Source organism: Collinsella sp. TF11-5AC (genome assembly GCF_003436775.1).
Lineage (GTDB): Bacteria > Actinomycetota > Coriobacteriia > Coriobacteriales > Coriobacteriaceae > Collinsella.
Window position 1 is genome coordinate 2,227 of the sequence record NZ_QSQO01000002.1, and the last position, 10,907, is coordinate 13,133.

The 10,907-nt window shown below is 64.3% G+C and carries 12 protein-coding genes; 11 read left to right on the plus strand and 1 reads right to left on the minus strand.

The annotated features are described in order from the left end of the window. The 11 genes from DXD16_RS01295 to hisE form a co-directional block, all read left to right on the plus strand. The coding region (locus tag DXD16_RS01295; protein WP_369831460.1) for an SIS domain-containing protein at window positions 1–581 on the plus strand (581 nt) is incomplete at its 5' end. A gap of 73 nt (window positions 582–654) precedes the next feature. Next, a complete protein-coding gene (locus DXD16_RS01300; RefSeq protein ID WP_117654871.1) occupies window positions 655–1,491 on the plus strand; it encodes a sugar phosphate isomerase/epimerase in 837 nt (278 codons plus the stop codon). Between the two features lie 169 nt (window positions 1,492–1,660). Continuing rightward, the gene (gene hisG / locus DXD16_RS01305) at window positions 1,661–3,376 is read left to right on the plus strand and encodes an ATP phosphoribosyltransferase (RefSeq protein WP_117654872.1); all 1,716 of its coding nucleotides are present in this window, start codon (window positions 1,661–1,663) and stop codon (window positions 3,374–3,376) included. A 105-nt stretch (window positions 3,377–3,481) separates the two neighbouring features. After that, the gene (hisD, locus tag DXD16_RS01310; RefSeq protein WP_117654873.1) at window positions 3,482–4,918 is read left to right on the plus strand and encodes a histidinol dehydrogenase; all 1,437 of its coding nucleotides are present in this window, start codon (window positions 3,482–3,484) and stop codon (window positions 4,916–4,918) included. A 1-nt stretch (window position 4,919) separates the two neighbouring features. Next, the gene (gene hisC, locus DXD16_RS01315; RefSeq protein ID WP_233502562.1) at window positions 4,920–6,035 is read left to right on the plus strand and encodes a histidinol-phosphate transaminase; all 1,116 of its coding nucleotides are present in this window, start codon (window positions 4,920–4,922) and stop codon (window positions 6,033–6,035) included. After that, window positions 6,036–6,623, plus strand: a complete 588-nt coding sequence (gene hisB / locus DXD16_RS01320) for an imidazoleglycerol-phosphate dehydratase HisB (RefSeq protein ID WP_117654875.1) — start codon at window positions 6,036–6,038, stop codon at window positions 6,621–6,623. 80 nt (window positions 6,624–6,703) lie between these two features. Next, a complete protein-coding gene (gene hisH / locus DXD16_RS01325; protein ID WP_117654981.1) occupies window positions 6,704–7,387 on the plus strand; it encodes an imidazole glycerol phosphate synthase subunit HisH in 684 nt (227 codons plus the stop codon). Further along, window positions 7,384–8,127 carry a HisA/HisF-related TIM barrel protein gene (locus DXD16_RS01330; RefSeq protein WP_117654876.1) on the plus strand — a complete coding sequence of 248 codons (744 nt, stop codon included), beginning with the start codon at window positions 7,384–7,386 and terminating at the stop codon, window positions 8,125–8,127. The genes hisH and DXD16_RS01330 overlap by 4 nt, the downstream gene beginning before the upstream one ends. A gap of 3 nt (window positions 8,128–8,130) precedes the next feature. Next, window positions 8,131–8,913 carry an imidazole glycerol phosphate synthase subunit HisF gene (gene hisF, locus DXD16_RS01335; RefSeq protein ID WP_117654877.1) on the plus strand — a complete coding sequence of 261 codons (783 nt, stop codon included), beginning with the start codon at window positions 8,131–8,133 and terminating at the stop codon, window positions 8,911–8,913. A gap of 141 nt (window positions 8,914–9,054) precedes the next feature. Then, the gene (gene hisI / locus DXD16_RS01340) at window positions 9,055–9,384 is read left to right on the plus strand and encodes a phosphoribosyl-AMP cyclohydrolase (protein WP_117654878.1); all 330 of its coding nucleotides are present in this window, start codon (window positions 9,055–9,057) and stop codon (window positions 9,382–9,384) included. 45 nt (window positions 9,385–9,429) lie between these two features. Next, the gene (gene hisE, locus DXD16_RS01345; RefSeq protein ID WP_117654879.1) at window positions 9,430–9,747 is read left to right on the plus strand and encodes a phosphoribosyl-ATP diphosphatase; all 318 of its coding nucleotides are present in this window, start codon (window positions 9,430–9,432) and stop codon (window positions 9,745–9,747) included. 27 nt (window positions 9,748–9,774) lie between these two features. Here the strand turns inward: hisE and DXD16_RS01350 are convergent, their stop codons facing one another. Continuing rightward, the gene (locus tag DXD16_RS01350; RefSeq protein ID WP_117654880.1) at window positions 9,775–10,686 is read right to left on the minus strand and encodes a PHP domain-containing protein; all 912 of its coding nucleotides are present in this window, start codon (window positions 10,684–10,686) and stop codon (window positions 9,775–9,777) included. Between the last annotated feature and the right edge of the window lie 221 nt (window positions 10,687–10,907).

Consider the following 10,907-nt stretch of genomic DNA (forward strand, 5'->3'; position numbering starts at 1 on the left):
CCGACTGCTTCGGCCTGCGCCTGCTCAATCGCCGTGGCTGCTTCCCGCAGTTCGATAAGTTCATCGAGCAGACCAAGGACGTTTGGACCCACCTGGTCGACATCCGCAAGAGCTTCGAGCCGCGCGCCGAGGAGCTCGCCAAGAAGTACGCCCTGGCCCCCTACACCATGTTCATCGGCTCCGGCGCCCTGTGGGGCGAGACGATCCTGTTCTCGATGTGCATCCTCGAGGAGATGCAGTGGAAGCGCACCCGCTACATCACCTCGGCCGACTTCTTCCACGGCACCCTCGAGCTCGTGGAGCCCGGCGTCCCGGTCTTCCTGTTCATGGGCGAGGACGAGAACCGCAAGCTCGACGAGCGCGTCCGCGCGTTCCTGACCCGCGGCGTGACCGGCGACACCGACATCAACGTCATCGACACCGCCGAGTTCGCGATCCCCGGCCTTGACGACGAGTTCCGCGTCATCGTCTCCCCGTGGATCCTCTCCTCGCTGATCACCGATCGCCTTGCCGCTTACTACGAGACGGTCACCAAGCACAACCTCAACTACCGTCGCTACTATCACCAGTTCGACTACTAAGAGCAAATAACGTTTGTGTAATCGGGCCTCGCTCCTATATGGAACGGGGCCTCGCTTGGGTTGGAGAGTAATTATGAGCTATCCCCAGCTTGCCGTCATGAATATCAGCCATCGTTATTTTGACCTTGAGGAGTTCTTTTCTTCGGCGTCGGCTTCGGGCTACACGTGTTGCGAGCTTTGGACCGGGGCGATGCATCTGTATGTCGATTGCCATGGATACGATTCGCTCGAACGGGTACGGGAGCTGTCGCAGCGGTATGGGGTTCGGATTGTGGGGCTTTGTCCCGAACAGAACAACCCCAAGCCGTGGAATATCGCGGCGCGCGGGAATGAAGCGCGTACCCGCACATTCGCGTACTTTAAGAACGTTGTGGATATCGCGGCGGAACTTGGAGCCGAGCAGGTCATGGTCTCGAGCGGCTGGGCATTTTTGAACGAGCCGATCGAGGACGCGTGGGGTCGCAGCGCCTCGATGCTGCGTGCGATTGCCGAGCATGCGGGAGAACGCGGCGTGCGACTGGTGCTCGAAGCCCTACAGCCGGTTGAGTCGATGATCGTGAACTCGGCGGCCGATACGAAGCGCATGATCGAGGCAGTTGATCATCCGGCACTTAAGGCGTGTCTGGATATGGGCGCCATGGCGGTGGCGGGGGATACCATCGACGATTACTTCGATCTGCTTGGCGATGATGTTGCCCACGTGCATTTTGTCGATGTTGCGGCAGATGGCACGACGCATCTTGCCTGGGGTGACGGCGACCGCGATATGCGCGCTGACCTGGATAGGCTGGTGGCGCGCGGCTATCGCGGAGTTGTTTCGGCCGAGACCTATGACGGGCGCTATTTTGCCGACCCCGCAGCTGCCGATGCGCAGGTAATGGCAGAGTATCGTCGTGCGATTGGCGCCTAGGTGGGGTTGGGCTGCGGCAATCTGCCCTATGTTTCCAAATGGATACGGTATGAGCGGCTGCGACGGATTTCCCCCGCAAACACTCTAGTATGCTAAAGTACCCAGAAGACCGGCGGAGCTATGCCGGTCTTCTGTTCTATACGAAGCACAGCATGAGGAGGCTCACCAGATGACGGCCACACCGTGGGGATTCCGGGACATATTGCCCGAGGAGGCTCAGGCACGCGAGGAGATCGCATGTACGGTGAAGGGCTGCTTTAGGGAGCATCATTACCTGCCGGTCGAGACGCCGCTGCTCGAGGACAAGGGTTCGCTCGAGGAAGGTGGCCGCATCGCGGACACGCCGTTTAAGCTTTTTGACGATGATGGCCGTCTGCTGGTGGTCCGTCCCGACAACACATTGCCGATCGTGCGTCTGGTCTCGACCCGCATGCGCGCGGCCGACCTGCCCCTGCGCCTGCGCTATGAGGCGCCGGTGGTTCGCGAGTGCCAGCGCAATGCCGGTGGCTCGCGTCAGTTTACGCAGCTGGGCTTTGAGCTTATCGGTGCGGGCGACACCGCGGGCGATGTCGAGATTGTCTCGCTCGTGGCCGAGGCGGTGCGCAAGCTGGCGCTGCCCGCTGCGCGCATTATCGCAGGTAGCGTGCGTCCGTTTAAGGAGCTGCTCGCGGCGTGCGAGGATCGCGAGCTGGCTGCCGAGGCCCTGCGCTGCGTGCACGCCAACGACTTTGTGGGCCTCGATGCCCGCGTGGCGGCAAGCGCCGAGTCCGATGCCGTCAAGGTTGCCATTAGCGAGCTGCCGCGCTTGCACGGCGGCGCCGAGGTACTCGACCGCGTCGATGTGCTTCTGGCGGCGGCGGGCATTGTCGCGCCGCTCACGCGCGAGCTGCGCGCCCTGGTCGAGGGCCTGGCTCCCGAGGACGCCCAGGTGCTGTCGTTCGACTTCTCCATCATGAACTCGTTCGATTACTACACGGGTCTGGTCTTTAAGGCCTATGCCGGTGGCTTGCCCGATCCGGTCGGTTCGGGTGGACGCTACGACTCCATCTTTACCGGCGCATTTGGCGACGGCATCGAGGTACCGGCGGCGGGTTTCGCCTTTTCGCTCGAGCGTCTGGAGGCTGCGCACACCTCGGCCGAGGACGCTGCTTCCGATGGCGATCACGCCGCGGGCCGTGGCGCCGAGGGCCCGCTGCGCATCGCCGTGCCCAAGGGCTCGCTCAAGGCCGATACGCTCGACGTGCTCGAAGCCGCGGGCCTGGACGTCTCTGAGTTGCGCGATCCGGGCCGTCACCTAATCGTGCGCGGCCGCGACACGCGTGCCGGTGAGGGCGCGGTCGGAGATATCGAGTTTGTCATCGTGCGCCCCAGCGATGCGCCCGCCTTTGTGGGCTGCGGCGGTGCCGATTGCGGCATCTGCGGTTGGGACTCGCTTATCGAGGCCGACCTCAACTTGCTGCAGCTGGTCGATCTGGGCTACGGCCTGTGCACTTTCATTGAGGCGGAGCCCGCGTGGCGCGCCGGCCAGGCCGAGCGCAACTATGCCCGCCGCGGGTCGCTTCGCGTGGCCACCAAGTATCCGCGCATCGCGAGCGCCTGGTATGCCGAGCGCGGTGTGAACGCCGATATCGTCTCGCTGCACGGTAACATTGAGCTGGGTCCCATCGTCGGCATGACCGATCGCATCGTGGATATTACCGCCACGGGCGCCACGCTGCGCGATAACGACCTCGTTATTACTGGTCGCATTATGGACTGCACGGCCCGCTTCTTTGTCAATCCGGGTGCCGCACGTCTGGATCCGCGCGTACGCAATCTGGCAGATCGCTTGGCGGCAGCCGTGAAGGACAAGCATTTTGAGCCCGTTGCGGGCTCGGCACAATAGCGCGAGCACGCACGGGCGCCCCAACGTCCGGGCGGCGGGCCGACTGGCGCCGCCGCCCGGTCTCTCGTTTTTCGAACACAACCTCGACCGATAGGGGATACCGAAATGAAGACCATCAAGCTTGCTCCCGGTGAGCGCCTCGTTACCAACCAGCTCAACCGTAAGGGCGTGCTGCCGCAAAACATCGTCGACGCCGCTCGCGATATCGTGGCCAACGTGCGTGCCAACGGCGATGCCGCGGTGCGCGATTACTGCCAGCGTTTTGACGGTGTTGAGCTGCAGAGCTTCCGTCTTCCGCAGGAGCAGATCGATGCCGCGCTCGAAGGCCTCGATCCGGCCTTTGTCGCCGCGCTCGAAAAGGCTGCGCGCCAGATTCGCGAGTTCCACCAGCGCGAGGTCGAGCAGAGCTGGTTTACCACGCGCCCGGACGGCACGATGCTCGGCGTTAAGGTGACCCCGCTTGCCGCTGCCGGCATCTACGTGCCGGGCGGTCGCGCGCAGTACCCTTCCACCGTGCTTATGAACGCCATTCCCGCCAAGGTTGCCGGCGTTGAGCGCGTGGTCATGGTGACCCCGCCGCAAAAGGATGGACTGATTAGCCCGTATACGCTCGCGGCGGCCAAGCTCGGCGGCGTGGACGAAATCTATATGGTGGGCGGCACCCAGGCCGTGGCCGCGCTGGCGTACGGTACCGAGACCATTCCGCGCGTCGACAAAATCACCGGCCCGGGCAACGCCTTTGTTGCCGCTGCCAAGCAGATTGTCTCGGGTGACGTGGGTATCGACATGGTCGCCGGTCCCTCCGAGGTCTGCGTGCTGGCCGATGCCACGGCCAAGCCTATGGTGGTCGCGGCCGACCTGATGGCTCAGGCCGAGCACGATCCGCTGGCGGCCTGCTATCTGGTGACCTGCGACGAGCAGTTTGCGCGTGAGGTCGAGGCGGGTATCGACATTCTGGTAGCGCAGTCCCCGCGTGCCGAGATTACGTGCGCTTCGCTCGATAACGAAGGCGCCATCGTGGTGGCCGCCGACATGGCGGCCGCCGTCGAGGCCGTGAACACCGTGGCGCCCGAGCACCTTGAGCTGCACTGCAAGGATGCGATGGGCCTGCTCGGCGGCATTCGCAACGCCGGCGCCATCTTTGTGGGCGCTTGGAGCTCCGAGCCGCTCGGCGATTACGTTGCCGGTCCCAACCACACGTTGCCGACCGGCGGCACGGCCATGTTCTCCAACCCGCTTTCGGTCGAAGAGTTCGTTAAGCGCTCGAGCGTTATATGCTATACGCCCGAGGGCCTGCTCTCCGACGCTCCCGCGACGCAGCGCCTGGCCGAGGCCGAGGGCCTGTGGGCGCACGCGCTTTCGGCCGCACTGCGCCGCCGCGTGCTGGAGCAGGGCGAGGATGCCGTGAGCGCCGCGTCGCTGGCTACGGCCGACCTGACTAAGGTTGCCTGGCCGGGCGACGCCGTGGCGACGGTTGCCGAGGGCGTGGACCTGGCGGCTGCGGGCGCGGATGGCGCTGGCGCGACCGGCGGGGAGGCCTAATATGGCCGAGCTCACACCTCGCATGAAGGAGCTCGTCCAGCCTTACTTGGCTGGTATTGAGCCCTATGATCCCAACTTTACGCCCACGCGCATCAACCTTTCGGCCAACGAGAACACCTATCCCGTGCCGGCCGGCGTGCGCGAGGCGGTCGATGCGGCGCTTGTCGCCACCCCGCTCAATCGCTATCCCGATCCCATGTCCAACGACCTGCGCGACGAGCTGGCCGCCTGGCATGGCGTGACGCGCGAGAACATCTGCGTGGGAAACGGCGGCGACGAGCTGCTCTATAACTATCTGCTGGCGTTTGGCGGCGCGGGACGGACTCTGCTCAACTGCCCGCCGTGCTTTAGCGAGTACGCGTTCTTTGCGTCGCTGTGCCAGACCGAGGTGCGCGACGTGTGGCGCGACCCGGCGACTTTTGAGCTCGACCAAGCGGCTGTGCTCGCGGCGGCGCCCGAGTGCAACCTGGCCATCGTGACCTCGCCCAACAATCCCACGGGTGATGTGGCTCCGCTCGACTTTGTCGCGGCGCTGTGCGATGTGTGCCCCGGCATGGTGATGGTCGACGAGGCCTACGTGGAGTTTGCCGACGACTCGTTTGGCGCGGCCACCACGGCGCGGGGGCTTATCGCCGAGCATCCCAACCTGGTGGTTCTGCATACGCTGTCCAAGGCGTTTGGCGCTGCCGGCACGCGCTTGGGCTACGTGATTGCGGCGCCCGAGGTCATCGAGGTGTTCGCGGCGATTCGCCAGATCTACTCGGTCAACGTGCTGAGCCAGGCCGCCGCTCTTGCCTGCGTGCGTGCCCGTGATGCCTACGCGCCCGTGGTGGCGCAGGTCGCATCCGAGCGCGAGCGCGAGCTGTGCGCCCTGCGCGCAATGGCTGCCGAGGGCCTACCCGTGGAGGCGTGGCCGAGTGCGGCGAACTTTGTGCTCGTACGCACGCCGCATGCCACGCGCGTGCGCGAGCGTCTGCGCGATGAGCATTCGATTTTGGTGCGCGATTTTAGCTATGCGCCGGGGCTCGCGGACTGCCTGCGCATTACCGTGGGTACGCCGCGGGAAAACGATGAGGTGCTGGCGGCGTTTGCCGCGCTGGTGAAGGAGGAGATGTAGATGGGCCGTTATGCCGAGGTAATCCGTAAGACGGGGGAGACCGACATTGTCGTCAAGCTCGACCTGGATGGAACCGGTACGTGCGATATCTCGACCGGCGTGCCGTTTTTCGACCACATGCTCAACGCCTTTGGCCGCCATGGTTTGTTTGATCTGACGGTACATGCGGTAGGCGACGTGGAGGTCGACGCGCACCACACCGTTGAAGATACGGGCATCGTGCTGGGTGAGGCGTTTTGCCGGGCGCTGGGCGACAAGGCGGGCATTACGCGCTTTGCCGACGCGGCGATCGCCATGGACGAGACGCTCGTGATGGCTGCCGTTGACATCTCGGGCCGTGGGCAGGCCTACTGCGAGCTGCCCGTGCCGACTGAGCGTGTGGGCACTTTTGATACCGAGCTGGCCGTCGAGTTCTTCTATGCCTTCGCGCGCGACGCCAAGCTCACGCTGCATGTGCGCGAGCTGGCGGGCGGCAATTCGCACCACATTATCGAGGCCGCCTTTAAGGCCGTGGGCCGCACGATGCGCCGCGCCTGCGAGCTCGATCCCCGCGTGCAGGGCATCCCCAGCACCAAGGGCTCGCTGTAACCGTCACAAGGGTAAAAACCACCACAAAGGGGACAGGCACCTTTGTGGTGGTTTTGGATGATGAGAAGTGGAGGGGTCGCGTGGGCGAACCGAAGATCGTGGTGGTCGACTACCACAAGGGCAACTTGTCGAGCGTCGTGCGCGGGCTCGCGCGCGCCGGTGCCGCCGCCTGCACGTCGGACGACCCGGAGCAGATCCGCGGCGCCGACGGCCTGGTTATCCCGGGCGTGGGCGCGTTCTATGACGCGATTGCCTTTATGCGCCAGAGTGGCGAGGCGGACGCGGTGCTCGACGCCGTTGCCGCCGGAACTCCGCTGCTCGGCATCTGTCTGGGCCTTCAGCTGTTTTTTGAGCGCGGTGACGAGGGCGCGCCGGCGGACGACGATGCCTCCGAGCAGGCCGGGAGCCCCTGGGTCGATGGCCTGGGCATCATGCGCGGCTCGTGCACGCGCCTGGAGTCGAGCCGTCTGAAGGTCCCGCACGTGGGCTGGGATCAGGTGCACATGACGCCTGCCGGCGCGGCCGATCCGCTGCTCGCCGGTTTTGCCGAGGGCGCCAATATGTACTTCACCCACAGCTACGCGGTGGCAGGCGATGCCGATGCCGCCGATGTTCTGGCGCGCACGCACTACACGCGGAGCTTCCCGTGCATCGTGCGCCATGGCAGCGTGTGGGGCTGCCAGTTCCATCCCGAGAAATCCTCTGCGCTGGGTCAGCGCATTCTTAAGAACTTCGTGAGCATCGTCGAGGGGGCCGGCCGATGATTCTGTTTCCCGCAATCGATCTGATTGGCGGCAAGGTTGTGCGCTTGGAGCGCGGCGACCGGAGCCGCTGCAAGGTATATTCCGACGACCCCGTGGCCGTCGCCCGCTCGTTTGCCGAGCAGGGCGCAAGCTGGGTGCACGTCGTCGACCTGTCCGCTGCCTTTGGCGAGGACGAGGACGCATGTGCTGCCAACTCGACGGCGATTAAGGCCATCTGCGGCGTCGACGGTCTGTCCGTGGACGTGGGCGGCGGCGTCCGCTCGCTCGCGCGCATCGACGAGCTGGCCGGCTATGGCACTCGCCGCATTGCGCTGGGCACCGTGCTGGTGACCGAGCCGGGTTTTGCTGAGGTGGCAGCCCAAGGCTTTGGCGAGCTGCTGGTCGCCGACATTGCCGCACGCGACGGCCAGGTTAAGGTGAACGGCTGGCGCGACGGCGCGGGCGTGGCGCTCGACGATGCCGTGGCGCAGCTTACCGAGCTGGGCTTTAAGCATCTGGTGTATACCGACATCGCGCGTGATGGCATGCAGACGGGCATCGACGTGGCGGCATATCGCCATGTGGCCGAGGTCGCGGGCTTTCCCGTCGTGGCGTCGGGTGGTATCTCGACGCTCGACGATATCCGCGCGCTTGCCGCGGTGGGTGAGGACGCCATCGAGGGTGCCATTACCGGCCGTGCGCTCTACGAGGGCAACTTTACGCTGGCCCAGGCGTTGGCCGCCGCCCGAGGGGAGGAGTAGCCCATGCTTACCAAACGCGTGATTCCCTGTCTGGATGTTAAGGACGGTCGCGTGGTCAAGGGCGTCAACTTTGTGAGCCTGCGCGATGCTGGCGACCCGGTGGAGCTGGCCCGCGCCTACGACCGCGAGGGTGCGGACGAGGTTGTATTTTTGGACATTACCGCGACGAGCGACAACCGCGCGACGACCATCGAGATGGCGGCGCACGCGGCCGAGGAGCTCGCTATCCCCTATACCGTGGGCGGCGGTTTCCGCGACTTGGCGGGCATGCGGACCATGGTTGCCGCCGGCGCCGACAAGGTGTCGCTTAACTCTGCCGCTGTGCGCGATCCGTCGTTGATCAGCCAGGCCGCCGCGGCGTTTGGCAGCCAGGCCGTGGTCGTGGCGATTGATGCCAAGCGCGTCGGCTTGCCCGGCGAGCCAGGTGCCGACAAGTGGGAGGTCTTCACGGCGGGCGGCCGCAATGCCACGGGTATCGACGCGGTGGCATGGGCCGAGGAGGCGGCTCGTCGCGGCGCCGGCGAGATTCTGCTGACCAGTATGGACCGCGACGGCACCAAGGCTGGCTTCGACCTGGCACTCACCCGTGCCGTGGCGCGCGCGGTGCCGATTCCCGTCATCGCGAGCGGCGGCGTGGGCACGCTCGAGCATTTTGCTGAGGGCGTGATCGAGGGCGAAGCCGATGCCGTGCTGGCGGCCAGCGTCTTTCACTTTGGAACCTTCAGCATTCGCCAGGTGAAGGAGTATATGGCTAGCCAGGGCATCCCTGTCAGGTTGGACTTCTAGCGCTACGGCTTGTCTAGGCACCGCATCTTGCCGCTCAAACCGTCGCTCGCGTACCAAAGTACGCGTCGCTCCTCTTTCGCGGCAACCTGCGGCACCTGGACAACCCTCGCCAACCTGCGATGTTTGAATTTGGGGAGAGAAATGAAAGAAATTACTGCTCCAGCGGATCTTAAATACGACGCCCACGGGCTGATTCCTTGTGTGGTTCAGCAATATGACACTGGTGAGGTGCTTATGGTTGCTTGGATGAACGAGGAGTCGGTGGGGCTTACGCTTAAGACCGGCACCACGTGGTTTTGGAGTCGCAGCCGCCAGGAGCTCTGGAACAAGGGCGCGACGAGCGGCAATATGCAGGAGGTCAAGGAACTCTGGGCCGACTGCGATAGCGATACGCTACTGGTCAAGGTCGACTCGCCGGGCCCGGCTTGCCACACCGGCAACCGTACCTGCTTCTTTAAGAAACTCGCCTAAGGCGGGCGCTCGATTAGACGCTCGGTTACCAGAAAGGATTGAACTATGGGTGTACGCACCGCAAATGTTCAGGATGGAAATATCGGCGAGACGCTGACGGGTCTGGCCGAGGTGATTCACGGTCGTCGCGATGCGTCGCCGGAGGAGAGCTATACCGCTCGCCTGCTGACCGATGTCGAGGACGAGCTGCTCAAGAAGCTTGCCGAGGAGGCGAGTGAGGTCATCATGGCCTGCAAAGATAACGACCACGATCACATTCGCTACGAGGCCGGCGACCTGGTCTACCATCTGCTCGTAACGCTCGAACGCTACGGTATCACCCTCGACGAACTGGCCGGCGAACTCAACGCCCGCCGCCGCTAGTCGTTTAAGAACGTCCCCAATGACTAGTTAGGCGAGGGGCGTGGGTTGCCATTCGCCGGTGGGGTGGGGGATGTCGAAGGTTCGATAACCGCAGTCGTGGGCGTGGGCCTGGGCCTCACGGATGTTCCAGCAGATGTCGCAGGCGCGGTGTGCGTCCGAGCCAAAGGTGATCGGCACCTCGGCGTGGGCAAAGCAACGCAGCAATCCGGTCGTGGGATAGTAGTCGTCGAGGCCCTTGCGCGGTGCGGCGGTCGAGACCTCAATGCGGCGGCCCGTATCGTGGGCGCATTCGGCCATCTGCTGCCAAAACGGTGCGGGGTCAAAGTCGGGCGCAAAGCCTTCCTTCGAAAAGCGCATGACCAGGTCGGGGTGAGCCATTACATCAAAGTTGAGCGGGCTCTCGCAGGCGCGGCACCAGTCATCGACATAGCGCTCCCACACGCCGCGCACGCCTAAGTTTTCCCAAACATGCAGGTCGGTATCATCGTCGATCCAACCGCAGCGCGAATCGGGCGTATCGGGACGAGCGACGTCCTCCGTCCCCGCCGCGCCCGCAGCACCTGCCGCAATATTGCCTGGGTTGCCAATCCAATGCACACTGCCCAGGCGCACGACGGCGCCCGCGGACCAGCGCTCAACTAAAGGCTCGCAGCCTTCGTACCAATCACATTCAAATCCATAGATAAGCTCGAGCCTTGGCGCGATCTGCGCGGCGAGTTTGCAGACGTCCTCAAAGGCCAGGCGATGTGTCGGCAAGTCGCCCTCGACAACCTGCACTTCGCAGTTGGCGTCCATGCTGGCAGGCAGGGTGAGGTGGTCGGTCGAGACCATGACACGGCAGCCGGCGGCGGCAGCAGCGCGGACGTTGTCCTCAAACGACGCATGGCCGTCCGAAAACGAAGTATGGGTGTGGCAATCGACCAGCGGGCAGGCGGGCATGGCGACTCCTTTGCATTTGGTGAATCCGCTCCATTGTAATGGCGCAGCCCTCAACACGCCGGGCACGCCGGGGGTCGAAATCGATCGGAAAGGCTGCGCGGTGCGGCCTCGTTTGCTCTCAAAACGTGTACGTCAGCCTCCAAAAGCTGCAAAAAATGACATGTTTGGAGGCTGACGTACACGTTTGAGATGAGGACGAGGGGCGGGGCGGCGCGTGCCGG

Coding starts and splice junctions, on each gene's coding strand:
- DXD16_RS01300 (WP_117654871.1), top strand. CDS start 655: ATGAGCTATCCCCAGCTTGCCGTCATGAATATCAGCCATCGTTATTTT.
- hisG (WP_117654872.1), top strand. CDS start 1,661: ATGACGGCCACACCGTGGGGATTCCGGGACATATTGCCCGAGGAGGCT.
- hisD (WP_117654873.1), top strand. CDS start 3,482: ATGAAGACCATCAAGCTTGCTCCCGGTGAGCGCCTCGTTACCAACCAG.
- hisC (WP_233502562.1), top strand. CDS start 4,920: ATGGCCGAGCTCACACCTCGCATGAAGGAGCTCGTCCAGCCTTACTTG.
- hisB (WP_117654875.1), top strand. CDS start 6,036: ATGGGCCGTTATGCCGAGGTAATCCGTAAGACGGGGGAGACCGACATT.
- DXD16_RS01330 (WP_117654876.1), top strand. CDS start 7,384: ATGATTCTGTTTCCCGCAATCGATCTGATTGGCGGCAAGGTTGTGCGC.
- hisF (WP_117654877.1), top strand. CDS start 8,131: ATGCTTACCAAACGCGTGATTCCCTGTCTGGATGTTAAGGACGGTCGC.
- hisI (WP_117654878.1), top strand. CDS start 9,055: ATGAAAGAAATTACTGCTCCAGCGGATCTTAAATACGACGCCCACGGG.
- hisE (WP_117654879.1), top strand. CDS start 9,430: ATGGGTGTACGCACCGCAAATGTTCAGGATGGAAATATCGGCGAGACG.
- DXD16_RS01350 (WP_117654880.1), bottom strand. CDS start 10,686: ATGCCCGCCTGCCCGCTGGTCGATTGCCACACCCATACTTCGTTTTCG.